At 69.6% G+C, this 24,510-nt stretch carries 20 protein-coding genes and 4 pseudogenes; 13 read left to right on the top strand and 11 right to left on the bottom strand.

Annotated elements, in window-relative coordinates:
• The first annotated feature begins 356 nt into the window (after window positions 1-356).
• From BKD26_RS05620 to BKD26_RS05600, 5 genes are all read left to right on the top strand, one after another.
• Window positions 357-1,634 (top strand): extracellular solute-binding protein, encoded by a 1,278-nt coding sequence (locus BKD26_RS05620; RefSeq protein WP_107417779.1) that lies wholly within the window; start codon window positions 357-359, stop codon window positions 1,632-1,634.
• 134 nt (window positions 1,635-1,768) lie between these two features.
• On the top strand, window positions 1,769-2,734 hold the full coding sequence (locus BKD26_RS05615) for a sugar ABC transporter permease (RefSeq protein ID WP_084896419.1): 966 nt from the start codon (window positions 1,769-1,771) through the stop codon (window positions 2,732-2,734).
• 32 nt (window positions 2,735-2,766) lie between these two features.
• A complete protein-coding gene (locus BKD26_RS05610) occupies window positions 2,767-3,609 on the top strand; it encodes a carbohydrate ABC transporter permease (RefSeq protein WP_241518566.1) in 843 nt (280 codons plus the stop codon).
• 46 nt (window positions 3,610-3,655) lie between these two features.
• Window positions 3,656-6,139 (top strand): glycoside hydrolase family 2 protein, encoded by a 2,484-nt coding sequence (locus BKD26_RS05605; protein WP_084896415.1) that lies wholly within the window; start codon window positions 3,656-3,658, stop codon window positions 6,137-6,139.
• Between the two features lie 31 nt (window positions 6,140-6,170).
• Complete coding sequence (locus tag BKD26_RS05600) at window positions 6,171-7,190, top strand: LacI family DNA-binding transcriptional regulator (protein WP_277622354.1); 1,020 nt, start codon at window positions 6,171-6,173, stop codon at window positions 7,188-7,190.
• Between the two features lie 509 nt (window positions 7,191-7,699).
• Here the strand turns inward: BKD26_RS05600 and BKD26_RS05595 are convergent.
• Together BKD26_RS05595 and BKD26_RS41950 are read right to left on the bottom strand one after the other, a co-directional pair.
• Window positions 7,700-8,842 (bottom strand): glycosyl hydrolase, encoded by a 1,143-nt coding sequence (locus BKD26_RS05595; protein ID WP_084896411.1) that lies wholly within the window; start codon window positions 8,840-8,842, stop codon window positions 7,700-7,702.
• Between the two features lie 197 nt (window positions 8,843-9,039).
• Window positions 9,040-9,165, bottom strand: coding sequence for a hypothetical protein (locus BKD26_RS41950; RefSeq protein ID WP_277622349.1), 126 nt, complete (start codon window positions 9,163-9,165; stop codon window positions 9,040-9,042).
• A gap of 147 nt (window positions 9,166-9,312) precedes the next feature.
• Between BKD26_RS41950 and BKD26_RS05590 the strand changes: the two genes are divergently transcribed.
• Window positions 9,313-9,723, top strand: coding sequence for a RidA family protein (locus tag BKD26_RS05590; RefSeq protein ID WP_084896409.1), 411 nt, complete (start codon window positions 9,313-9,315; stop codon window positions 9,721-9,723).
• A 43-nt stretch (window positions 9,724-9,766) separates the two neighbouring features.
• Here BKD26_RS05590 and BKD26_RS41125 read toward each other — a convergent pair.
• The 7 genes and pseudogenes from BKD26_RS41125 to BKD26_RS41115 all read right to left on the bottom strand — a co-directional run.
• A pseudogene (locus tag BKD26_RS41125) lies at window positions 9,767-9,947 on the bottom strand (IS5/IS1182 family transposase); the annotation flags it as partial.
• Between the two features lie 143 nt (window positions 9,948-10,090).
• Window positions 10,091-10,297 (bottom strand): annotated as a pseudogene (locus BKD26_RS41120) (PaaX family transcriptional regulator); the annotation flags it as partial.
• A 527-nt stretch (window positions 10,298-10,824) separates the two neighbouring features.
• A complete protein-coding gene (locus BKD26_RS05575) occupies window positions 10,825-11,592 on the bottom strand; it encodes a glucose 1-dehydrogenase (RefSeq protein WP_084896407.1) in 768 nt (255 codons plus the stop codon).
• A gap of 43 nt (window positions 11,593-11,635) precedes the next feature.
• A complete protein-coding gene (locus tag BKD26_RS05570; RefSeq protein ID WP_241518551.1) occupies window positions 11,636-12,034 on the bottom strand; it encodes an MFS transporter in 399 nt (132 codons plus the stop codon).
• Window positions 12,035-12,069: 35 nt separating this feature from the next.
• Complete coding sequence (locus BKD26_RS05565) at window positions 12,070-12,603, bottom strand: cyclophilin-like fold protein (RefSeq protein WP_084896405.1); 534 nt, start codon at window positions 12,601-12,603, stop codon at window positions 12,070-12,072.
• A 19-nt stretch (window positions 12,604-12,622) separates the two neighbouring features.
• Window positions 12,623-13,044: pseudogene (locus BKD26_RS05560) on the bottom strand (hypothetical protein).
• Window positions 13,019-13,224, bottom strand: a pseudogene (locus BKD26_RS41115) (alcohol dehydrogenase catalytic domain-containing protein); the annotation flags it as partial. The pseudogenes BKD26_RS41115 and BKD26_RS05560, both read right to left, overlap by 26 nt.
• 162 nt (window positions 13,225-13,386) lie before the next feature.
• Between BKD26_RS41115 and BKD26_RS05550 the strand changes: the two are divergent.
• From BKD26_RS05550 to BKD26_RS05540, 3 genes are all read left to right on the top strand, one after another.
• Window positions 13,387-14,277: a helix-turn-helix transcriptional regulator gene (locus BKD26_RS05550; protein WP_084896403.1), complete on the top strand. Its 891-nt coding sequence runs from the start codon at window positions 13,387-13,389 to the stop codon at window positions 14,275-14,277.
• Window positions 14,278-14,779: 502 nt separating this feature from the next.
• Window positions 14,780-15,886: an MBL fold metallo-hydrolase gene (locus BKD26_RS05545; protein ID WP_084896402.1), complete on the top strand. Its 1,107-nt coding sequence runs from the start codon at window positions 14,780-14,782 to the stop codon at window positions 15,884-15,886.
• 713 nt (window positions 15,887-16,599) lie between these two features.
• Window positions 16,600-17,010 (top strand): DUF3995 domain-containing protein, encoded by a 411-nt coding sequence (locus BKD26_RS05540; protein WP_241518550.1) that lies wholly within the window; start codon window positions 16,600-16,602, stop codon window positions 17,008-17,010.
• Window positions 17,011-17,245: 235 nt separating this feature from the next.
• On the opposite strand, the gene BKD26_RS05535 is transcribed toward BKD26_RS05540, so the two are convergent.
• Window positions 17,246-18,106, bottom strand: coding sequence for an MBL fold metallo-hydrolase (locus BKD26_RS05535; protein ID WP_179166429.1), 861 nt, complete (start codon window positions 18,104-18,106; stop codon window positions 17,246-17,248).
• Between the two features lie 132 nt (window positions 18,107-18,238).
• Between BKD26_RS05535 and BKD26_RS05530 the strand changes: the two genes are divergently transcribed.
• From BKD26_RS05530 to BKD26_RS05515, 4 genes are all read left to right on the top strand, one after another.
• The gene (locus tag BKD26_RS05530; protein WP_084896398.1) at window positions 18,239-18,667 is read left to right on the top strand and encodes a MarR family transcriptional regulator; all 429 of its coding nucleotides are present in this window, start codon (window positions 18,239-18,241) and stop codon (window positions 18,665-18,667) included.
• Between the two features lie 492 nt (window positions 18,668-19,159).
• Window positions 19,160-20,572, top strand: coding sequence for a family 2B encapsulin nanocompartment shell protein (locus tag BKD26_RS05525; protein WP_084896396.1), 1,413 nt, complete (start codon window positions 19,160-19,162; stop codon window positions 20,570-20,572).
• 98 nt (window positions 20,573-20,670) lie between these two features.
• Window positions 20,671-21,945 carry a family 2 encapsulin nanocompartment cargo protein terpene cyclase gene (locus BKD26_RS05520; protein ID WP_084896394.1) on the top strand — a complete coding sequence of 425 codons (1,275 nt, stop codon included), beginning with the start codon at window positions 20,671-20,673 and terminating at the stop codon, window positions 21,943-21,945.
• 13 nt (window positions 21,946-21,958) lie between these two features.
• Complete coding sequence (locus BKD26_RS05515; protein ID WP_084896392.1) at window positions 21,959-22,843, top strand: geranyl diphosphate 2-C-methyltransferase; 885 nt, start codon at window positions 21,959-21,961, stop codon at window positions 22,841-22,843.
• 82 nt (window positions 22,844-22,925) lie between these two features.
• On the opposite strand, the gene BKD26_RS05510 is transcribed toward BKD26_RS05515, so the two are convergent.
• The gene (locus BKD26_RS05510; RefSeq protein ID WP_084896390.1) at window positions 22,926-24,503 is read right to left on the bottom strand and encodes a mucoidy inhibitor MuiA family protein; all 1,578 of its coding nucleotides are present in this window, start codon (window positions 24,501-24,503) and stop codon (window positions 22,926-22,928) included.
• Window positions 24,504-24,510: the final 7 nt, after the last annotated feature.

The raw sequence follows: 24,510 nt of genomic DNA, 5'->3' as shown, positions 1-24,510 counted from the left end.
GGCCCTCCGGAAAGTGGTGGACACCGCCTGGACAGGGCTGGGACGGGGAGGACACCGCATCCGTCCCGTTCTCGACAACGTTGTCCAAACCGTGTCGACCCCCACCTGGAACAATGCCTCCAGCTCCCATTCCATTTAGTCAACGTTTAGTAAAGTGCCTGATCAGGGCGGTGAAAATGCGGGAAATCAACGTGGACCGGTCTATGGACATGGCTGCGAGTTTGCGTCTACGTTGAGCGCTCGTCAGGCCGGGACCACGGGAGCCGGCGCGGCGCCTCTCGGCCTGGCGCGGCGCGATGACGTAGCGAGGAGTGGCGGGGATGCGGAGAAACTGGGTGGTATTCGTGGCTGCGGCCATGGTCGTTGCTACAGGGTGTAGTGGTCAGAGGGAAGGCCCCAGCGGCGAGATCGCCGCCCCTCCGAGAGATCCGGCGAAGGTGTCGGGCGAGATCACGGTGCTGACCAACCGGACCGACCAGATATCCGACGGCACACTGAAGAAGTACGCCGCCGAGTTCAACATGGTCTATCCGGGCGTGAAGGTCACGTTCGAGGGCCTGACCGACTACGAGGGCGAGACCAAGATCCGGATGAACACCGAGAACTACGGTGACGTCCTGCTGATCCCCAACTCCCTCTCCGTGCAGCAGTACCCCACCTTCTTCGCCCCGCTGGGCAAGGCCGGCGACCTGTCGGCGAAGTTCGACTACACCGACCACGCCACCGTGGACGGCAAGGTCTACGGTCTGGCGAACATCGGTGTGGCCAACGGGTTCGTCTACAACAAGGCGGTCTGGGCGAAGGCCGGTATCAGCGACTGGCCCGCCACGCCCGAGGAGTTCGTCGCGGACCTGGAGACGATCAAGACGAAAACCGGCGCGGTCCCGTACTACACGAACTACAAGGACGGCTGGCCGCTCACCAACTGGACGAACGCCATCGGCTCGCCCGACTGCGACCCCGGCGCCTACGACGCGCTGGCGACGACCGAGAAGCCCTGGACCAAGGGCTCGGACCTGTACACGATCGACAGGCTGCTCTACACGATCGTCGAGAAGAAGCTCGCCGAACCGGACCCCACCACGACCAACTGGGAGAACTCCAAGTCACAGATCGGGACCGGCAAGGTCGCCTCGATGTGGCTGGGCTCCTGGGCGATCTCCCAGATGCGGGCCGCGGCGGAGGCGGCCGGCGAGAACCCCGACGACATCGGGTTCATGCCGTTCCCCGCACAGAAGGACGGTAAGTTCTGCTCCGTACTGCGCCCTGACTACCAGTACGCGGTCAACGTCCATTCCGACGCGAAGGCCGCCGCCCGTGCGTGGATCGACTGGTACATCACCAAGTCCGGTCAGTCGGCTTCCGAGGGTTCCATTTCCTCGGTGAAGGGTGCCCCGCTGCCCGACACGCTCAAAGCATTCGTCGACAACGATGTCACGCTGATTCCGCAGCACCAGAAGAACATCGTCCAGGTCAACGCGATCAACAAGGCGTCGGAGATCGGCATCACGGCGCAGGACTACCGGCAGAAGCTGGTGGACGTCGCCCGCGGTGCGGCCGACGGGAACATGGACAGCTACTTCGGCGAGCTGAACGGCAAGTGGGCCGAGGCGCATCAGACCCTCGGCGGCTGACCGTCGCGCGGCACGGTGACACCGCGATCGCAATCGGCGTGCCCTCCCTGGCCGCGCTGCAGCGCGCGACCCGCTCGCCGTGCCGCCGCCCCGAAGCACGCCCGACCCGGGAACCCACCACGAGGAACCACGAGATGACCGCTGCCCAGAAGACCCGCGCCGCAGCGCCGGCCGCCGGCCGGCGAAGCGCTCCCCCTCCCGAGGCCGCCGCCGGTCAGCCCCGCGCCGGCAAACGGCGCCGTGGCGCCGCCCTGACCCCCTGGCTGTACCTTGCCGCACCTCTGACGCTGATGGTGATGTTCACATACGTCCCGGTGGCCGACATGATCGGCTACAGCTTCACGGACTGGGACGGCATCAGCCCCACATGCTCCTCCGTGGGCGGGGAGAACTACACCGACCTGCTCACGCGGCCCGCACGGTTCGAGGTGTTCCTCGTCAGCGGCTTCTACCTGGCGGCCTCGTTCGTCCAGATCGCGGTGGCCCTGTACTTCGCGACGGTGCTCAGCCTCAACACCCGGTTCCGCAACCTGTTCAAGGGTCTGCTGTTCTTCCCCTACCTGATCAACGGGGTGGCCGTCGGATTCGTGTTCCTGTACTTCTTCCAGCCCGACGGCACCCTCGACACACTGCTGCGCCTGGTCGGCGTGGAGGGCGAGCACCTGTGGCTGGGCGATCCGGACCTGGCCAACCCCTCACTCGCCGGGGTGTCGGTATGGCGCTTCATGGGCCTGAACATGGTGCTGTTCCTCGGCGCGATCCAGTCGATTCCCCCGCACCTGTACGAGGCGGCGGAGCTGGACGGTGCGAACCGCTGGCAGCAGTTCCGGCACATCATCGCGCCCAGTATCAAGCCGATCATCAGCCTGAGCTTCGTTCTCGCCGTGTCCGGCTCACTGGCCGTCTTCGAGATCCCGTACATCATGACGGGAGGCGCCAACGGCACGGAGACGTTCGTCATCCAGACGGTCAAACTCGCGTTCCAGTTCGACAAGGTCGGCCTGGCCTCGGCCTCGGCCGTCGTTCTGCTGATCCTGATTCTGCTGATCACCTGGGTCCAGCGCCGGCTGGTCCCCGAGGAGAGGGTGGAGCTCTCGTGACCACCGACACCCCCACCCCCGTCCGGCGCCGAATCCGTACAGACCGCACCACGCTTTCCCGGAGTGCCGTCGCCCTCACGTATGTGTCCCTGCTGCTGGCTTCGGCCGTGGTCGTGGTGCCCCTCGTCGTCGTGCTGCTGACCTCGCTCAAGACCGAGTCGGAGGTGGCGAACGGCGGGCCGCTGTCCCTGCCCGGCGACTGGTTCAACTTCGCCAACTACGCCACCGCCTTCGAACAGGGCGCGATGCTGAGGGCGTTCGGCAACACGACGCTGATCCTCGTGGTCTCCACCGCCGGGACCGTACTGATCGGCTCGATGACCGCCTACGCCATCGACCGCTTCCAGTTCCGTCTCAAGAAACCGGTGATGGGTCTCTTCCTGCTGGCCACGCTGGTGCCCGGCGTCACCACCCAGGTCGCCACCTTCCAGGTGATCGACGATCTGGGCGCCTTCAACAGCCGCTGGGCGCCGATCCTGCTCTACACCGGCACCGACATCGTCTCCATCTACATCTTCCTGCAGTTCATCCGGTCCATCCCCATCTCCCTGGACGAGGCCGCACGCATCGACGGCGCCAACTCCTGGACGATCTACCGGAAGATCATCCTTCCGATGCTGCGGCCGGCCATCGCCACCGTCGTCATCGTCAAGGGCATCGCGATCTACAACGACTTCTACGTGCCCTTCCTCTACATGCCCGACCCCGAACTCGGCACCATCTCCACCGCCCTGTTCCGGTTCAAAGGACCCTTCGGCGCCCACTGGGAGACCATCTCCGCCGGCACGATCCTGGTGATCGTGCCCACCCTGATCGTCTTCCTGGCGCTGCAGCGCTTCATCTACAGCGGCTTCGCGGCCGGTTCCACCAAATGACCCGCCCGCCCACCGCGCCCCGCACCACGTCCCACAAGGAGTCCGCATGAAGGTCCGCACGCCGCTCTCCCAGGGTTGGACGCTGCGCCTGAACACCGACCGTGGCACCCCCGAGGACGCGCCCCCGGGGCTGGCCGGGACCGCCGTACCGGCCCAGGTGCCCGGCTGCGTCCACACCGACCTGATGGCGGCGGGCCTGCTGGCCGACCCGTATCTCGACCGCAACGAGACGGAGGCCGGCTGGGTGGGCCGTGCCGACTGGACGTACGCGGCCCAACTGCCCCAGCGCGATGGCACCTTCGAGCGGGCTGACCTGGTCTTCGACGGTCTCGATACGGTCGCCGCCATCCACGTCGCCGGCCGGCTGCTGGGCCGTACCCGCAACATGCACCGCTCCTACCGGTTCGACGTCACCGATCTGCTGGCGGACGGACCGGCGCCGCTCGATGTCGCCTTCACCTCCGCCTACACCGAGGCCGAGGCGGTCCGGGCGGCGCTGGGGGAGCGGCCCAACTCCTACCCTGAGCCGTTCAACTACGTCCGCAAGATGGCCTGTTCGTTCGGCTGGGACTGGGGCCCGACGCTGGTGACGGCCGGTGTGTGGCGCGAGGCGCGGCTCGAGCAGTGGTCCACGGCCCGCCTGGCCACGGTCCGTCCGCAGGTCACCGTCGCCGGCGACGGGACCGGCGTCGTCGAGATCCTCGTAGACCTGGACCGTACGGCGACCGGTCGGGACCGGTCACTGCGGCTGGTGGCCGCTGTCGGCGACGCCTCCTCGGACGTCACCGTCGCACCCGGGGCGGACACCGCCACGGTGACCGTCCGGGTCCCGGACGCGGCGCTGTGGTGGCCGCGCGGCTACGGCGACCAGTCGCTGTACGGGTGCACGGTCATGCTGAGCGACGAGGACGGCGGCAGGGCCCTCGACACCTGGGAGCGGCGCATCGGCTTCCGTACGATCGAGCTCGACACATCCGCCGACGCGTACGGAAGCGCCTTCACCCTGGTCGTCAACGGCGTCCCGGTCTTCGCCCGGGGGGTGAACTGGATCCCCGACGACACCTTCCCCACCCGGGTCACGGCCGACCGCTACCGCGCCCGCCTCACCCAGGCCGCCGAGGCGGGCGTGGACCTGGTGCGGGTGTGGGGCGGCGGCATCTACGAGGACCGTGCGTTCTACGAGGCCTGCGACGAGCTGGGCCTGATGGCCTGGCAGGACTTCCTGTTCGCCTGCGCCGCCTACCCGGAGGAGCAGCCGCTGCGCTCGGAGATCGAGGCCGAGGCCCGGGAGAACGTGGCCCGGCTGATGTCCCACCCGTCGCTGGTCCTGTGGAACGGCAACAACGAGAACCTGTGGGGCTTCGCCGACTGGGAGTGGGAGCAGGCGCTCGCCGGCGACTCCTGGGGCGAGGGCTACTACCTGGGCCTGCTGCCCCGCGTCGTGGCGCAGACGGACCCGACCCGCCCGTACTGGGCGGGCAGCCCCTGGTCGGGGTCATGGGACCACCCGCCGAACGACCCCGACCACGGCACCGCGCATTCGTGGGAGGTGTGGAACCGCCGTGACCACGGCGACTACCTCGCCACGGTGCCGCGCTTCGTCGCCGAGTTCGGCTGGCAGGCACCGCCCGCGTACGCCACGCTGGAACGCGCCCTGTCCGAACGCCCGCTGGCCGCCGACTCCCCCGGCATGCTGCACCACCAGAAGGCGGAGGACGGCAACGGCAAGCTGAACCGGGGACTCGCCCCGCACTTCGCGGCGCCCGGCGACTTCGACACCTGGCACTACCTGACCCAGCTCAACCAGGCGCGTGCCGTCGCCGCCGGTGTCGAGCACTGGCGCTCCCACTGGCCGCGCTGCGCCGGCACGGTGCTGTGGCAGCTCAACGACTGCTGGCCGGTCACGTCCTGGGCGGCGATCGACGGCGACGCCCGGCTCAAGCCGCTCTACTTCGAGATGCGCCGGCTGTACGCCGACCGGCTGCTGACCATCCAGGACCGCGACGGCGACCTGGTGCTCGCGGGCTGCAACCAGGCCGCGGCGACCTGGGACACCACCGTCACGGTCCGCCGGGTGGGCGCGGACGGCACGGTGCTGGCCCGCGCCGAGGTGGCGCTCAAGGCCGCGGGGCGCAGTGTGGCACTGGAGCGGCTCCCGGACTCGGTCACGGAGTTCGGCGACGCGCGCCGGGAGTTCCTGGTCGCCGACGCCGACGCGGACAGCTTGCGGGCGGTGCACTTCGCCGGCGCGGACCGTGAGTTCGCCTACCCGGTCGCCTCCTACGACGTCCGCGTGACCGAGGACGGCGAGGGCGGCGCGACGGTCGCGGTCACCGCCGCCGGCGTCGTACGGGACCTTCTGCTCCAGGCCGACCGGCTGGACGCCGACGCCCGCACCGACCACGGGCGGGTGACGCTGCTGCCCGACGAGAGCGCCACCTGGCGGGTCACCGGCTGGTCCCGGCCCGGCGCGGAGGCCGCCCGCGCGGCACTGTTCTGCGTCAACGGCCGCGGAGCCATCGGTGAGTGAGGCCCGGGCACGCCGGTCCGGGCGCGTCACGATCAGAGATGTGGCGGCCCGGGCTGGGGTGTCCCGAGGTGCGGTGTCCCTGGCCTTCAACAACCGCCCCGGTGTCTCGGAGGCCACGCGTGAACGCATCATGGCGGCGGTCGCCGAGCTGGGCTGGGTGCCGAACCAGGCCGCGAAGAAGCTGTCCGGCTCGGCGACCGGCGCGGCGGACACCGTCGGCCTGGTCGTCGCCCGCCCCGCGCGGCAGCTCGGACTCGAGCCGTTCTACATGGAGTTCATCTCCGGGGTCGAGTCCGTCCTGGAAGAGCACGAGTGCTCGCTGCTGCTGCACCTCGTACGGGACACGAGGCAGGAGATCGCCGTCCACCGCGCGTGGTGGCAGGCGCGCCGGACAGCGGGCTCCATTCTGGTCGACATCCAGCGGAACGATCCCCGGATCACCGAACTGGCGGCGATCGGGCTGCCGGCCGTCGCGGTCGGCCATCCGTCCCTGACCGGCTGCTTCACCTCGGTGTGGACCGACGACGCGGCCGCCGTGCACGAGGCGGTCCGCTACCTCGCCGCCCTCGGGCACCGGCGGATAGCACGGGTGGGCGGCCATGCGGCGCTCGGGCACACCATGATCCGTACCGAAGCGCTGAACGCGATCGTGGCGGAGCTCGGGCTGGATCCGGCCCGCAGCGTCACCACCGACTACTCCGGTGAGCAGGGCGCCCGGGCCACCCGCTCGCTGCTCACCTCCCCACAACGACCCACGGCGATCGTCTACGACAACGACATCATGGCGGTCGCGGGTCTGTCGGTGGCCGCCGAGATGGGCCTGAGCGTACCGAGGGACATAAGCCTGATCGCCTGGGACGACTCGCAGTTGTGCCAGCTCACGCACCCGACCCTGTCGGCCATGAGCCACGACGTGTTCGGCTTCGGCGCCGACGTGACCCGTCGGCTGTTCGACGTCGTCCACCGCCGCAACCCGTCGTCCGGCCCAGTGGCGACCCCCGTACTGCTGCCGCGCGGCAGCAGCGCGCCCCCGCGGGACACCACCGACTGACGGCGAACCGCCGGACCGGTCCCCGCGCGGCCCTCGGCGCCCCGGAGCGTCTCGTACGGGCCGTGTCCGCCGCCCTGCCCCGCCTGACCGCGTTCCAGGGCCGGAACCCGTGGGGCACCGCCGCCGCCTCGTACGCCGCTGTGGCGGACGACTTCCCCGGTGCCCCCGGGCCTGCCCGCGGCACTGCTGCTCAACCGTGTCCGCCTCGACGCGGCGAGGCGCTGTATCCGGGGGCGGGCGTGCCGCATGCCTATCTGCGGGAGACGGGTGTGGAGATCACGGCCAACTCCGACAACGTGCTGCGCTGCGGCCTGACCGACAAGCACGTCGACGCCGCGCTTCTCGTCGACGTCGTCGACCTCACCCCTGTACGGCCGTCCGTCATACGGCCCACGCCCACCGGAGTCCCCCACGAGGTGCGGTCTCCCGCCCACGCCAGGGAGTTCGCCCTCTCGCGCGTCGAACTGGGCGCCGAAGCCGTGTGCCTGGCCGACCCCGGACCGCAACTGCTAACCACCGGTGCGATTGCGGATCTGGAGCCGTGTGCCGTCGGCGGACGCCGTGCCGTCGCCCGCGACGGTCCAGGTCTGGGCGACCCCTGTGGCGCAGGTGTACAACTGCACGGCGGTGTCGTTGGCGGTGCCCGAAGCCCGCATGTCCGCGCGCTTCGCGCCGGACCCCGTGATCGCTCCGACGGCCCTGCCGGAAGAGAGAGTGACCTCGCCCTGGTTCAGTACGCGGGGGTGGAAGTACGCCGCCTGTATTTCGGCGTTGGTGTTGTTTCCGCGCAGATGCTCGGACCACATCATGAACCACGTCCACCGAGGCTGACTCTCCAGCAGCGAAGCGGTCGGCATCTTGCCCATCTCCGCGAGGGCCATGGGCTTGGACCCAGCGATGTTCCGCATCTGCTGGTAGTCGGCGGGGCTGGGGTGGCTCTTGTACCAGACGTCCAACGAGACGACGTCCACGTATGGAGCGCCAGGGTAGTAGTTACTCCACCCACCGGCCGGATTGTCCTGCACGTTCCACACCCAGATCAGATTGTCCAGTCCTCTGGTTCCGGCGAGATGGTCCCGGGTGATCTGGTAGAGGCGCGCACTGCCGTTCGCTCCGGGCCGGTTACCCCACCAGTTCCATGATTCGTTCATCTCGTGCAACGGACGGAAGAGGACAGGAACGCCCGCGTCCTTCAGCTGTCGCAGGTAGGGGACGGCCTCGTCGAGGCGCCGCTTCCACGCGTTGTTCAGCGTGCTGCCTTCGGTGAGGATCTGCGAGAACTGCGCGTCCGACAGGTTCGACTTCACACCGCCCTCGAACGCGCAGCTGCTTCCGCCGGTCGGCGGGCAGACATGCCAGGTCAGGGTGGTCAGCGAGCCGTTCGCCCACTCGGTCTTCGCCTGGTCCACCACGCGCTGGCGGTTGGCCACGTCCGCGGCGGCGAACATCAGGTCCCCGCCCCACAGACCGGGGTACTGCCCGGTGACGTCCTTCACCTGTTGCGTGTACTGCCCGGGCGAGGAGGCGGGCTCCTTGTTGTGCTGGCCGGAGACGATGTGATTCCCGGAAATGGAACGCAGATAGTTCAGCACCGTCTGCTTGGGGGTCGCGGGAAACGCCTGCGCCGGTTCGGCGGCCGGCCATACGGACATGGCTGCACCAGCGGCCAGCGCAGCAAAGGCCGAGGCAAGACGGTGGCGAATTCTTCTCATGGGGATTCCACCTGTCGCGGTCATGGACTGGGCGGGTTATCGCTCTTGACATTGGCCGCCCTCCCAGAACTCGTCAATGGGTCGCGTCGTCTTCCGCAACACCCCGACAGAATTGTTTACTTAACTTTTCCTAAACCTCACCGGAACTCTTGTCGCTTGTCCGACATGGGCGCTTCATGAAACGGCTGCCCGGCCGGCTTCTTCGCCACCATCGCGGTGTTCTCGGCGGAGCGGCGCCCGTCCTGTTCGCTGCCGGGGGTCACGAACGGGAACGGTGCGGGACCCCGACCACCGGCACGTGCGAGCCGTCGGGAATGGATCTCGGGATCTGGTGGCTGTCGTATGTGGATCATGTCGGGGGCGATCGCCGTTCCCCGGCCCCGTGTGTCGTTTGAGGGAGAGTCAGCAGCATGTCCTTTACACAGCCTGCCGCCGAGCGTGTGCGCGTCTCCGCGGATCCCGACTGGTACGAGTCGGCCGGTATCTCGCTCGGCATCCGGGTCGGGAACCTGGTCTTCACCTCGGGGCAGGCGCCGATTGATGCCCAGGGGGCCACGGTCGGCGCCGGGGACTTCGAGGCGCAAGCCCGTCAGGCCCTCGCGAATCTGTCGACGGTCCTGACGAACGCGGGCTCCAGCCTCGCTGACGTGGTCAAGGCGACGGTGTTCGTCACCGACATCGCGCAGCAGAACGTCTTCGCCGAGCTGCGCGCGGAACACTTCCCGGACAAGCCCCACCTCGCGGAGTCGTTCGTGGAGGTCTCCTCACTCGCCGACCCCGAGTGGATGATCGAGATTGAGGCCATCGGACTCGTCCGGTGAGGCCGGGTACGACAGGCTCCTGGGTGGGCCGGAGTCTCGCCGGGCGTGGTGCTGCGACGACCACGGTGCCGTGAAAGACGTTGGCCCGCTTGTCGAGCCGTGTCGCCACAGGTCCGGAAGCCCTTGAGCGCGTTGATGGTTCGCAGCAGTCTGTCGAACGCTGTGGGCCTGCCGCCGGCGCTGCCACGGCGCCTGCGGTGGGCCCGCTGATCCCGGCGCTTGGGATGGTGTGCTTCGCGTTTCCTGGTGTACGGAGGGCACGTTGGTGAACGGTGACGGCGAGGCCGCTTGGCCGATGACACCGCCTGCCGAAGATGCGGCGATCGCCCTCGTCGTAGACGGGGTGGACGGCCGGGCTCAGGCGATGGCCGTTGGCGCCGTCGCGTCGCTCGGGTTCGATGATGCCCCGCTTCTTCAGCCGGGAGATCGCCGAGCGTACCGCCGGACCGTCCACGTCGAGCTCGCCCATCAGGACGATCAGGTCGGCGATGGAGATCCGTCCCCCGGCACGGCGCAGGAAGGCTCCGTAGACCGTGTTGATCAAGGAGCTGGGCCTGATGGGGCTGTCCGACATGATCGACTTCCGTCGTGTGCGGTGGCGATCCTACCGAGCAGCCGGTCGGGCAGGTCATGCGGCGGTGGTCTCCCGTGAAGGCAGGGGCGTGCCGGCGTACGCGCCCGACAGCAGGTGGCCCCCCCCCGGGGGGGATGGCCGGCAGGCCGAGGGTGCGCAGCATCTGGTGCGCGGTGCACACGGCCGCGGAGACGATCGGTCCGCCCAGGAGTTGTTCGGCCTCCTCGATCGCGCCGAGGGAGGGCATCTGGACGCAGGCGGACAGGACGACGGCGTCCGCGTCGGTGTACTTCAGACCGAGGGCGATGCCGGTCAGTGCGGCGGGGTCGTGCGCGGCGACGGCGAGGGTGTCGGGGATTTCGAGGGCTTCGTAGTCGAGCACGTCGATGCCCTCGTGGGTCAGGTATCCACCACCGTCTTCGTCAGCGGCCGCATGTACGGGGCGACGAGCGCGATCTTCTTGGCGCCGAGGGTGTGCAGGCCGTGCACCAGGGCGCCGGCGCTGGTGTCGACGGGCGCGGGGGTGGTCAGCGGGCGGTGTAGCCGCCGTCGACGGGGAGTGCGACGCCGACGACGAAGCCTGCTCCTGGGCTGCACAGCCACAGGACGGCCTGGGCGATCTCGTCGGCGGTGCCGAGCCGGTTGATGGGCTGGTTGGCCTCGGCCTCGGCGCGGTCCAGTTCTCCCTTGGCGATCATGTCGCTGACCATGGGGGTGTCGATGGTGCCGGGACAGACGGCGTTGATGCGGATGCCGCGCGGGGCGTACTCGAGGGCGGCGCTGGTGGTCAGGCCGATCACGCCGTGCTTGGAGGAATGGTAGGAGGCACGACCGGGCAGTCCGACGAGCCCGCCGAGTGAGGAACAGTTGACGATGGCGCCGCTGCGCTGGGCGCGCATGTGGCGCAGTTCGTGCTTCATGCTCGCCCAGATCCCTCGCAGATTGATGGCATGGACGCGGTCGAACTGCTCCGCCGGTTCATCGGCAGCGTCGGCGGGCGGGATCTGGATGCCCGCGTTGTTGTAGGCCATGTCGAGCCGGCCGAAGGTGGCGACGGTACGGTCCACCGCGGCGGCGACCTGGTCCTCGTCGGTGACGTCGCAGACCAGAGCGAGGGCCTGGTGGCCTTCGTCGGTGAGCTGTCTGCCGGCCACGCTCACGGCGTTCTCGTCGATGTCGGCGAGGCCGACCGCGGCCCCGGCCCGGGCGAAGGCGCGGGCGGTGGCCAGGCCCATCCCGGAGCCGGCACCGGTGACGAAGGCGACCTGCCCGGTGAAGTCGTACGTGGGGTTCATGACGGTCTCTCCCAACGAGAGGTGTGCGATGCGGAACAGGGCGTCAGCGCGTGGACGTCATCGGCGTGCCGGCCACCTTCCGCTGCCCGGTGGCGTCGGTGTGCTGGGTGACGACGCGGGCGGCGAGGACGACGGTGAAGGAGGTGCTGAGCGCGGCGACGACGTGGCCGGGCCCGAAGACGGCCAAGGCGCCGATCAGGGTGTGGCGCTGGGGCAGGCGCAGGGTGGCAAGGGCCATGGTCGGTCCGCCGACGATCATGCCGAGGGCGAAGGCGGTGATCAGCAGGCCGGCGGGGGAGACGCTGACGCCGAGGTCAGAGGCCATCTCGGGCAGGATTCCGGCGATGACGAACTCGGTTGTTCCCATCAGGAACGTGCCGGTGGCGAGCACCCGGAGGACGAAGGGCAGCCTGCCGGGGCCGGTCCCGGATACGGAAGGCATGCGAAGACGTCTTTCCGTGTGAGGGGTGGGCGGGGTCAGGAGGCGGCTTCAATGGTGATGCGGTCGGCCCCGGCGAGCTGGTCGGTGTCGGCGTCGATGTGGCCGAGGACGAGAAGGTCGGCGGAGGCGGCGGGACCGCCGCGGTAGAAGAGGGCGAGGTTGCCCCAGGGCGCGTAGTAGGCGAGGTCGCCGGCCCTCGGCGCGGTGGGTTCGGGCGCACCCGCGGTGCTCAGCTTGCGTGGCGGGTAGCCGATCCTCTCCGTGCCGTGGAAGTCCTCCAGGTCCAGGGTGAGCGGGAGCAGAGAGGCGAGGTCGCGGGCGGCAGGGCTGTCGTTCAGGGTGGCGTCGACGGGGCGGCCGTCGAGGGTGACCCGGATGTCCATGGGGGTGTTCCTGTCGGAGCCGGACGGGATGGCGGATGCGGGTGTCTCCTGCCGCCCCGCCGACGAGGAGGGTGGCGTGAACGGCGAAGCGCCGTGTGGTGAGTCGTTCGAGCAGGCGGTCACGGCCAGCAGCAGAACGGCTGCCGGGGCGGTGCGGACCAGGGCTCGGCGGAGTGCGGATTTCATGAGGGGCATCCAATGGGCGTCACTCCGGCAGCGGTTCGGCGTGGTGCCGGAAGCCGGTGCGCTCGGTGTGCGGGGCGTACAGGCGCTCGGCCCGAACGGCGGGACTGCTGTGCTCGGCGTCAGGGCGGATCGCTCCGGGGGTGAACAGCTGGCGTGATCGAGGGGCCAGCGCGCTGGGGTGCGGGCGCACCGCGCTGCCGCCGTTGACGAACAGCAGGGTGCCGCGCCCGAGCGCCCCATCCTGGGCAGGACCGCGTTCACGCACGTGACCGGGACTTTGACCGCGAAGCACAGCGGCGCGTCGAGGTCGTCGGCCTCCCGCTTCCCGGCGGAACGGGAGAGGGGCGCGACGCCGTGGCCCGCGGTTCCGAAGCGGCGGGCGGCCGCGAGCCCCAGGCGGGGGCCCGCGCCGACAACCGAACTCCTCCACGGCGCCCCCATACTCATGGCCGATCGGGGAGGGGCCGTCGATGGGCTCGGCTCCGCGACAGGGCCACAGGTCCGAGCCGCACACGCAGGTCGCCGCAGCCGGATGACGGCGTCCTTCGGTCGCAGGATCCTCGGGTCCTCGCGCTCCTCCACCCGGAAGTCGCCGGGGACGTACATCACGACACGACGCATAGGGGCTGCTCCTTACCTGTGGGGGCCGGTCGCGTTCGGCGGCCGGATGGCTGGGGCTACGGCTTCCAGGTAACCGGCATCTCGCGCGGGCAGCGAGTCACTGGCGAGGGGTGTACTGGCAGTACACCCCCACGCCCCGGCACAGGGCGTACGGTCGATGACGTGGACAACCGTGAAGAGGCCCGCGAGTTCCTCACCTCGCGGCGTGCAAAGATCACCCCGGAGAAGGCGGGGCTACCGTCCGGCAGCCGGCGGCGTGTGCCCGGCCTGCGCAGGAGCGAGGTCGCCGCGCTCGCCGACATGAGCGTGGAGTACTACGCCAAGTTGGAGCGCGGCAACCTCGCCGGAGTCTCCCCGGCCGTCCTCGAAGCCGTCGCCCGCGCCCTCCAGCTCGACGACGCCGAACGCGCCCACCTGCTGAATCTGGCCCAGGCCGCCGACGGCTCCGGCGCCCTCACCCACCCCCGGCGCCGCACCACTCGGCAATGGAAGCCACACCGCAGCCTGCAATGGACCCTGGACGCCATCACCGCCGGACCGGCCTTCGTCCGCAACGGACGCATGGACATCCTCGCCGCCAACCAGCTGGCCCGCGCCTTTTACCACGATGTCTACGCCACGCCCTCCCATCAGGCGAACCTTGCCCGTTTCAACTTCCTCGACCCTGCCTCGCGCCGTTTCTACCCCGACTGGGAGACCTTCGCCGACGTCGCCGTCGCCATCCTGCGCACCGAGGCCGGCCGTAACCCTCACGACAAGGACCTGCACGACCTGGTCGGGGAGCTGTCCACCCGCAGCAATGAGTTCCGCACCCGCTGGGGCGCCCACGACGTCCGCCATCACGGCACCGGCACGAAACGCTTCCACCACTCGGCCGTCGGTGAACTCACCCTCGCCTTCGAGGGCCTGGAAATGGCCGCCGAACCCGGGCTCACCCTCACCATCTACACCGCCGAACCAGGCTCCACCTCCGAGGAGCGCCTCCGCCTCCTCGCCTCCTGGGCAGCCACCCAGGAAGCCGACACTGCAACGGAACCGTTCACAGCCGGCTGATCTCTGCCGGCGCGAAACCAGCCGTTTCGGCGCCGCACACATGGCCCGGACAGGACCCGGCGGGGCGGAGTGGGACGTCGTCCTTGCCTGCCGGGTGCGCGATGTGGGGCGCTGGAACACTGGGGCGGAAGGACGCTTGACCGCCTTCGTACGGCGACGGGTGCGCGGCGTAAGGGCCACTGCGGTCAGTTGAGGCCGAACACGCGCCGCCACGGTGCCGTCTCCTCCTACCTGAAGGGCCGGGCCATGAAAGCGGCCTGAGCCCAGCCGTACTTCAGCGCACGAGCGCAGCGGCCCGGGTGCTCGCCCTGCCCTCGACAGTCCCCGGTGCTCGGCCGGCCGAAGCTGACGACCGACGTACGACGTCGCTGTGGGAACCGACGACGAGCGGTCGGGATTCGGTCCCCGGTCTCGTACGAACCGTTGATGTCCCCCGGAATCGCACATTGCTCTACTTGAGCCGCCCCCCGCCGCCGCTCACCTGCCTCCCCAAGGAACGATCATGAGCTTCCTGCGCAGTACCAAGAAGGCGGAACCCACGACCGTCGGTTCCGGATCCGCCCCCCACTCCGCGATCGCCCGGCGCCCTCTGCTCGGAGGAGCGGCAGCCCTGTCCCTGGGCCTCCTTGGCTGTACGTCGAACGGCTCCAAGGAGCAGCCCGTACCGGCCGCCCGGGCAACCGCGGCACAGGGGAAGCCCCCGGTCGTGAAGGTCTACCTCCTCGGCACCGGGGGACCGGAGATGTCGACCACGCGCAAGGGCATGTCCACCCTCGTCGAGGCCGGAGGCCGGCGGCTGCTCTTCGACGTGGGGCGCGGGGCGACCCAGAACATGTACGAGTCGCGGGTCAACCCGAAGGGCGTCACCAAGGTCTTCCTGACCCACCTCCACAACGACCACTACGAGGACCTGCCGACCCTCTGGCTCAACCCGTGGTTCATGCTCGGGCGGACCGAGCGACTGGAGATCTGGGGGCCTCCGGGGACCGCGGGGATGGTCACCGGCATGCGGGCGATGTACGCCCATGACCTGGAGCACCGCTCGAACGACCTCTTCAAGGAGGAATACCTGGACATCCGCGTCCACGAGATACGGCCCGGGGTCGTGTACGACAAGGGCGGCATCAAGGTCACCGCCTTCACGGTCGAGCACAAGGACGGCAACCCTGCCTACGGCTACCGCTTCGATCACGCGGGCAAGTCCGTGCTGCTCTCCGGGGACACCACCTACCACCGGAACGTCGTCGAGCACGGCAAGGGCGTGGACGTCCTCATTCACAACGTCATCGCCTTCGACGAGGAGCTGACCAGGTCGGGCAAGCTCAAGGCCGTCGAGGAGAAACTCACCACCCCGGAGCAGGCCGCGCGGGTGTTCTCCGAGGCCCGACCGCAGGTCGCCGTCTTCTCGCACATCGCCAAGAAGGGCCTGCACGGCAAGGCAGGCGACGACGTCATCATGTCCCGTACGCGAAAGGCCGGTTACGCCGGCCCGCTCCACATGGGTCTGGACCGTATGACCGTCGAGATCGGAGCCAACGCCGTCGACGTCAGGGAGCCGATCCCCACCACCGACCTGCCGGACCTGGACAGCCCCGAGACCCGGCTCTGAGGCACGGCCGCCGGGTGGGCACCGCCACGCCGCCCACCCGGCCGCTGCGCTCAAGGCACACCGGCCCTGGGCCGGCCCTCCGCCGCAGCGCGACACTGCGCGAAACCGTCCAGTTCGCCTGCGGCGTGATCCGGCTGGCCACATCGATCGTTCGGGGGAGAGGATTCGCGTCCCGTTGGAGGGCAGCGCCTCCCAGCTGCCCGAGGAGTGAGGCGCTGCAAACGGCGTCATAGAGCGAGGCGGTGGTGGCAGCCGGCCGGTCAGGGCACTGTTCGCTCCACGACCCAGCGGTGGCGTCCCAGTCGCTCGTCGGCGCCGATGGGGGGCCGGCCGGTGGTGAGTTGGCGGCGGCCGTCCCGCGCGGCTTTGCCCTGTGAGCAACAGCCCCGAAGAGGCCCCGCCGCAGCCGGCCCCGCCGGTTGGCGTCAACTCGCCCGGTCGCCCATCGACTTGCTGCCGGACAGCGATGGGAGCCACTTGGCACCCCGCGCCCGCGGGTCCCTCACCCCCGCCGCGTAACATCATGCACGCGAAGGCGGCCCGTGCGTTCTCTTCCCTCAGCAATGAATGCGCCGCGTTGCAGCGTGGCGCGACGCGAGAGATGAGTGTCCGGCCCACTGCGTGTGGAGGTGGCAGTGCTGTCGCCGTACTGGTTTCGCTCACGCTCTGTCATTGAGTTGGAGGAACAGGATATGGTCCGCACCGTGGCCCCCATGGCCTTGGCGATCGCCCTGACGGCAATCGGGGTGTTGCACTTCATCTGGGTGTTCTCACCTTGGCCGTTCAAAGACGTGATGACATTCACCAAGACGATTGGTGGCAGCGACGACGGCGTGATGCCGCCGGTACCGAGCACCGTGCTGGTGGGGCTGGCACTGATCGGTGGCGCTGTGCTCACCCTCATGGTCAATGAGTCCATCCCGGGGATAGGCCCGGCATGGCTGAGGTTGGTGGGCATGTACGGCCTGGCGGTGGTTCTGCTCACCCGCGGCCTGGGTGGATACTTCATGAACTCCGGAGCCGCCATCGAATTCCAGCGGCTGAACACTTTCCTGTACTCGCCGTTGTGTGTGGCACTCGCCGCCCTCAGCGGCACCGTCGCGGTAGCCGCGAGCAGGCGGTAGCCGCGACCTTGCGTGACGGTCCGTCATGTGGCTCTGACGTCGTGATCGGTACGGCTGAGTCCGGGGCAGGCGGCTTGTGTGAGCTGGGAGCCCACGGACAGGGCGAGGGGTTCGTCCTCGCCGGCAGGCAGCAGGACGGATACCCGAACCAGGACATCGTGCCGATCGGCGAAGCGTTCAGGGTGGTGGATTCACTTCGCCGGTACGCCCTCAGCCGGCTGTCGCCCCAGGCGGGTCAGGCATCCAGGGGGCGCCAGGCGGGGCCGTCGTCGTCCCGCCGAACGTGCCCGAACACCACGTCGGCGAAGTGGATACCGAAGCCGATCGTGTGGGGCTCTTCCAACTCGGCGACCAGTTGGTGGCGGTGGTCGGCGGACCGGGCGGGATCGTGATCGAAGGCCGAGGACCATTCGGGGTGGTCGATCTGGAGCGGCGAGTGCAGCGCGTCGCCGAACGCGATCAGCCGTCGGCCCCCTGAGGTGATGGTGTACTCGGCATGCCCGGCCGTATGACCGGCGGTGATCCGCATGCGTACACCCGGGAAGATCTCCTGCCCGTCCGTCACCGTACGGACGCGCGGCGCCAGGCCGGCTACCTCCTTGGTCATGCTGTCCGCTGCCAGGACGTCGCGCTGGGCCCACTCCGGCTCGGACACAAGGTAGTCGGCCTGGGGGAACGCGAGGGCCCAGCCGATGTGATCGGGGTGCAGGTGGGTGAAGGCCACTGCCTCGATCTGCTCCGGTCGGCGGCCCAGTTCGGCCAGACTGTCCATGAGCGCGCCCCCGTGGATCGCGCCGCGCGGGCCGTCCGGATCGGCCGGCAGTGACCGGGGCCCGAACCCCGCGTCGATCAGCAGGGCGCGGCCGGCGTTCTCCACCAGCAGGCTGCCGATGCTCGCCACGAGGAAGCCGGAGTCGTCCAGGAACTCGGGGTGGGCGGCCCACACGTCGCCAGTGGTGTCGGGGAGCAGGTGGCGCGGCCTGAGCTGCACCGCCCCGTCCGGCACATAGGACATCCTCGTGTCGCCCAGTTGCATCGAACGGATACCCGCAGGCCGCCGCAGTCGCTCATCCCGGTCTGTCGCGGAGTACGTCATGGTCCGTCTCTCCTTCTTCGGTGTCGGGTCGTCGCATGTCCTCGTGGAGGCGACGTTCACCACAATAAGCATCAAGCCAGAACTATGCAAGCTTGAAATATATTGGCTTGATGGACTTGCTAGGGTGGGTGCATGACGACGCCCTCGGACTCGCACGCCATCGCCGAGCGGGAGCTGTGCGGGCTGGTGAACGGACTGGCCCAGCAGATCGCCGACCACGTACGCGAACGCGCCGTCGCCCTGGGCCTCACCCCGGCCCAGGCGACCGCGCTGCGGGAGATGACCGGGCCGATGACCATGCGAGAGCTCGCCGAACGCATGAGCTGCGAGCCCTCCAACGCCACCTTCGTCGTCGACAAACTGGAGAAGCAGGGCCTGGTCGAGCGCCGCGCGCACCCCACCGACCGGCGCGCGAAGCACCTCGTCCTCACCGCAGCGGGCAGCGCCCTCCGAGAACGGCTCCTCGAACTCCTCGCCCAGGACTCACCGCTGGCCGGCCTTACCCCTGAGCAGCAGCGCGCTCTTCAGGGCCTGCTCGAGCAAGCGATCACGCGTTCGTAGTCCGGCCTGGCCGCGTCCGGGGCGGTGCGGGACGACCCGGCCGGTGCCCCGGGTGGCCGCCGTCCGTTTGAAGTGCTTCCTCACGGCCCTCGCCGGCGGTCAGTTGTTGCCGGCCTGTTCCCGCTGGGCGGCCGTGGCGCGGCCCCCTCTTGTGGGCTCCCGCCCTGGCCACACCGCCCGGGTCCTATGGGCGTACCGGAAGGTGCCGGTGACCTCCAGCTGCCGGCTGATGGGTGGTCACCTCACGTGCGCCCGTGCAGGGAGAGGGCGGCGGGTGCTCTGTCCGGATGTCGTCGGTCGGTCGGATAAACCCGTGTGAACCAAGATCACTGCATCGAGGTAATGCCAACGGCCTCATCGGGCGAGCGGGGCGTACCGGCCGTTAGTGTTCCCGGGGATCTGGACGGATCCCACGGATCACTTCTCTTTCTCCTCTTTCACGGGTCGGCGCGCGCACGCCGATCACCACCATTGCCAAGGAGAGCTCGCCCGATGACCGTTGAGACCAGCCCGGCAGTACCGACCGAGCCGCCCCAGCAGTCCAGCCTGAGCACCGCGGCTGCCCGCAACCTTGCCACCACGACCAAGTCCGCCCCGCAGATGCAGGAGATCACCTCTCGCTGGCTGCTGCGGATGCTGCCTTGGGTGGAGACCAAGGGCGGCACCTACCGGGTGAACCGCCGGCTGACCTACACCGTCGGCGACGGGCACATCGAGTTCGTCCAGGACGGCGCCGACGTCCGGGTGATCCCCCGTGAGCTCGGCGAACTGGCCCTGCTGCGCGGCTTCGACGACGTGGAGGTGCTGACCGCGATCGCCGACCGGTGCGTCCAGCGCGACTTCCGGGCCGGTGAGGTGCTGGCCGAGCGAGGCACCCCCGTCGAGCGGATCCACCTGATCGCCCACGGCCGGATCAACCAGACCTCCGTCGGCAAGTACGGCGACGAGGTCACCGTCGCCGTACTTGCCGACGGCGACCGGTTCGGTGAGAACGCCCTCCTGGACGCCGACGCCACATGGGACTGCACCGCCACCGCCGAGACCGCCGGCACCCTGCTCACCCTCTCCCGCGCCGACTTCGCCGCCGTGCTGTCCGCGGCGCCCAGCCTTCAGGCCCACATTGAGCGGTTCAGCTCGCTGCCCCATCAGCGGCAGAACCGTCACGGCGAGGCCGAGATCGCGATGTCGGCCGGCCACACCGGTGAAGTCGAGCTGCCGGGCGCCTTCGTCGACTACGAACTCAACCCGCGCGAGTACGAACTCTCCGTCGCGCAGACCGTTCTGCGGGTCCACACGAGGGTCGCCGACCTCTACAACGGACCGATGAACCAGACAGAGGAGCAGCTCAGGCTCACCATCGAGGCGCTGCGCGAGCGCCAGGAACATGAACTGATCAACAACCGGGAGTTCGGTCTGCTCCACAACGCCGCCTTCAAGCAGCGGATCCAGCCCCACTCCGGCCCGCCCACCCCGGACGACCTCGACGAGCTGCTCTGCCGCCGCCGCGGCACCAAGCTGTTCCTCGCCCACCCCAGGGCGATCGCGGCGATCGGGCGGGAGTGGAACGCCCGCGGGATCTACCCGGATCACGTCGACGTCGGGGGGCAGCACGTCCCGGCCTGGCGCGGGGTTCCGATCCTGCCCTGCAACAAGATCCCCATCAGCAAGGAGAACACCAGCTCGATCCTCGCCATGCGAACGGGCGAGGACAACCAGGGCGTCATCGGTCTGCGTCAGACCGGCCTGCCGGAGGAGTACGAGCCGGGCCTGTCGGTGCGCTTCATGGGCATCAGCGAGCAGGCGATCATCTCGTACCTGGTCACCACGTACTACTCCGCCGCCATCCTGGTGCCCGACGCGCTCGGCGTGTTGGAAAACGTGCAGATCGCTCGAAGGCCAGACTAGGGGCGCCGTTCGACGGCCACGACGGCTCCTGACCCTCCCGGGTCCGTCCCAGCATGCCCGGACCCGGGGCAGCCCCCCACCTCACCAAGGAGTTACGGATGCCCGATCCTGGGCTCTCCCCTCTGCAGTCGAGCCTGCTTGCCGCTGCGGCCCGCTTCGCCAACCACGTCCTCGAACAGGCTCACACCGCCGACGCACCACCCACCCTGCCCGGCCCGGCCTCCGTACCCGTATCCGTACCCGCTCAGCACGAGCCGGAGTGCATTGCCACAGCGGTTCAGCCGAATCCCGCGCTGGACAGGATCCTCCGCGGCCCCAGCGGTCTGGGCACGGCGGGCCTGCACCTCGCCCCGCGCGAGGAGCCACCGGGGCCTCCGGCTCCCGAGGCGGCGGAGGGCGAACCGATCCCGGGCCTCTACCACCACCCGGTGCCGGAGCCCGACGCCGTGCGGGTCGCGGAGGTCAGCCGCAGGATCAAGGCATGGGCGGTGGACGAGGTCCAGGCGTACCCCCCCGAGTGGGAGGACCAGTTCGACGGCTTCTCCGTCGGCCGCTACATGGTCGCCTGCCACCCGGACGCCCCCACCATCGAGCACCTGATGATGGCCGCGCGGCTGATGGTCGCCGAGAACGCGGTCGACGACTGCTACTGCGAGGACCACGGCGGTTCACCCATCGGTCTCGGTGGTCGTCTCCTGCTGGCCCACACGGCTCTCGACCCGCTGCACACGACGAAGGAGTACGAGCCGGAGTGGGCGGAGTCGCTCCACTCGGACGCCCCCCGGCGCGCCTACCGGTCCGCCATGGAGTACTTCGCCGAGCTGGCCACCCCCTCCCAGGCCGACCGGTTCCGGCACGACATGGCCCGTCTGCACATGGGCTACCTCGCCGAGGCCGCGTGGGCCGAGACGGATCACGTCCCCGAGGTGTGGGAGTACCTGGCGATGCGCCAGTTCAACAACTTCCGCCCCTGCCCCACCATCACCGACGCCGTCGGAGGGTACGAACTGCCGGCCGACCTGCACGCCCAGCCCGCCATGCAGCGGGTCATCGCGCTCGCCGGAAACGCCACCACCATCGTCAACGACCTGTACTCGTACACCAAGGAGCTCGACAGCCCCGGCCGGCACCTGAACCTGCCCGTGGTGATCGCCGAACGCGAGGACCGCTCAGAACGGGACGCCTACCTGAAGGCCGTCGAGGTCCACAACGACCTCATGCACGCCTTCGAAGCCGAGGCCGCCGCCCTGGCCGCCGCCTGCCCCGTCCCGAGCGTGCTGCGCTTCCTGCGCGGAGTGGCCGTGTGGGTCGACGGCAACCACTACTGGCACCAGACCAACACCTACCGATACAGCCTGCCCGATTTCTGGTGAGAAGGAATTATCTGTGACCAGCACCGAACTCAACACCGTCAACGGCACCTCCGCGTTCCTCCCCGCCCCGGCGTCGCCCTACCAGGGTGACATCGCCCGCTACTGGGACCAGGAGGCCAGGCCCGTGAACCTGCGTCTCGGTGACGTCGACGGGCTGTACCACCACCACTACGGCATCGGCGACGTCGACCACGCCTCCCTCGGGGACCCCGAGGACAGCGAGTACGAGAAGAAGCTGATCGCCGAGCTCCACCGCCTGGAGTCGGCACAGGCCGAAGTCCTCCTGGGCCACCTCGGCTCCATCGGGCGTGACGACACGCTCGTGGACGCCGGCTGCGGCCGCGGCGGTTCCATGGTCATGGCCCACCAGCGATTCGGATGCAAGGTCGAGGGCGTCACCCTCTCGGCCAAGCAGGCCGACTTCGCCAACCGGCGCGCCCACGAACTGGGCATCGCGGACCATGTCCGCGCCCGCGTATGCAACATGCTCGCCACGCCCTTCGAGACCGGCCAGGCCGCGGCCTCGTGGAACAACGAGTCGAGCATGTACGTCGACCTGCACGACCTCTTCGCCGAGCACTCCCGCATCCTCGCGGTCGGCGGCCGCTATGTGACCATCACCGGCTGCTGGAACCCGCGTTATGGCCAGCCCTCGAAGTGGGTCTCCCAGATCAACGCGCACTTCGAGTGCAACATCCACTCCCGTCGGGAGTACCTGCGCGCCATGGCCGACAACCGTCTCGTACCGCAGGCAGTCGTCGACCTGACGGCCGCGACCCTGCCCTACTGGGAGCTGCGGGCCACGTCTTCCCTGGTCACCGGCATCGAGGAGGCGTTCATCAACTCCTACAGGGACGGCTCCTTCCAGTACCTCCTGATTGCGGCCGACCGCGTCTGACCGACCCGGCGACCGCGAAGGCCGGGCCCGTCACCCGACGGACCCGGCCATCCACCAGCACACGATCAGCGGACCACGGGGCTCAGATTCCGGAGACCTTGGAGCTCGCCGACAGTTCGTAGACCAGGGTGACCGCCCGGCGGCCGCCGGGCGGGAGGGGGACCTCCCAGCGGGCGATGCCTTCCTCGTCGACCACGTCCGGTGCCGGGGAGCAGGCTTCCTTGCGCAGGCGTACCTCCACCGCCGAGACCTCGGAGACCGGGATGCGCTCCCGGAGGACGACCACCCGTTCGTCGTGCTCCCCGGGGGCGGAGAACCGGGACAGATGCAGCCGGACCGTGCGAGTGACCACGGTCCGCTGCGTGAGCCCGGAGGAATCGCGGGACTCCTCGGCGTGCCGGACCACCCGGTGGTCGTCGCAGCTGCCGAAGGCGAGCTCGACGGAGGCGCCGGGAACGGTGAAGTCCAGCGTGCCGCGGCCGCTGAATCCGCTGCCGCGGACCAGGTCCACAGGGCCGGCGAGCAGCGCGTGGCCGGACCGGTTGTCGAACCGCACCACCTGGGTGACCAGCGGGGACAGCTCGGGTGAGCAGGCGTACTCGCTGCTCGCGGCCGTGGTGAAGGCGGAGAGCGGCACCCGGTGGGCGCGGCCGTCTCCGGGCACGGACACCGGCGCGGGGGAGTGCAGCACGCGCGCCTCTCCGCCGTCGTCCACCCCCGGCAGGCCGAGCACCGGGGCGGGGCCGAGGTCCCCGATCTCCTCCTCGCGCAGCTCGACGTCGACCGTGCGGCGCTCGGCGGCAGTGCGGTCCTTGAGCGTCAGCCGGTCCTCGGTCAGCCGCGGTGGCTCGGTGGCCGTCGCCGACCGGGCCGTCGACAGCGTCAGCCGTACGTCCGACCAGTCCTCGCCGGTGCGTTGCCAGACCATCGCGTCGGTCTCCAGCGTCAGGGAGTCCCCGTCGAGCACGGCCCGGTAGGCGGGCCGCCACAGCGCACACGGGGTGAGGTGGCTCAGGCGCAGCCGAACCGGCCCGGCGACCGCGGCCCGCACGGTCAGCTCGATATGGGCGACCAGCTCGGCGGGCTCCTCCTCGGTGAGGTCCATGGCGCGCTGAGCCTCCCCGAGCTCGACGGCGAGGGCGGCCAGCCGGGCCTCCACGGCGCGGAGCCGCTCGCCGTACGCATCGCGCTCGTCGTCCACCCGGTCCAGTTCGCGGGCCCAGCGGGGCCCTTCGGTCTCCCCGGAGCCGGCGCCTTCGCCGATCTCCCGCAGCAGATCGGTGGCGAGGCGGCCGAGCAGGCCGAGGCGGGCCTGCAGGCGATCGCGCCGCTGCCCCAGGGCCAGCCGCTCCTCTTCGAGGGCGTGCACGCGGAGGCGCAGGGCGGAGTCGTCCTCGGCGGACGGCAGCGGCCCGCGCGGGGTCCAGGTGCGGACGATCCGTACGTCCAGCACGGACGCGGAGTGATCGGCGGTCAGCTCGGCATGGAGCGTACGGTCGACGGCCAGCGCACTGACCGGCCCGAGACGCAGCCGCTGGACCCCGGCCTCCAGGTCCAGTACGACGGCGCGCTCGACGTGGGCGCGATCCTCCAGGCAGGTGACGGCGGTGACGGGGAGGGCGATCGGGGGAAGGGCGATCGGCTTGGGTGCCGTGGACATGGCGTGC

Origin of the sequence: Streptomyces sp. CB03238, from assembly GCF_002099185.1 — a bacterium.
Classification (GTDB): domain Bacteria; phylum Actinomycetota; class Actinomycetes; order Streptomycetales; family Streptomycetaceae; genus Streptomyces.
The sequence above is the reverse complement of the archived record's forward strand: the minus strand, read 5'-3'. Positions and strand labels throughout refer to the sequence as shown.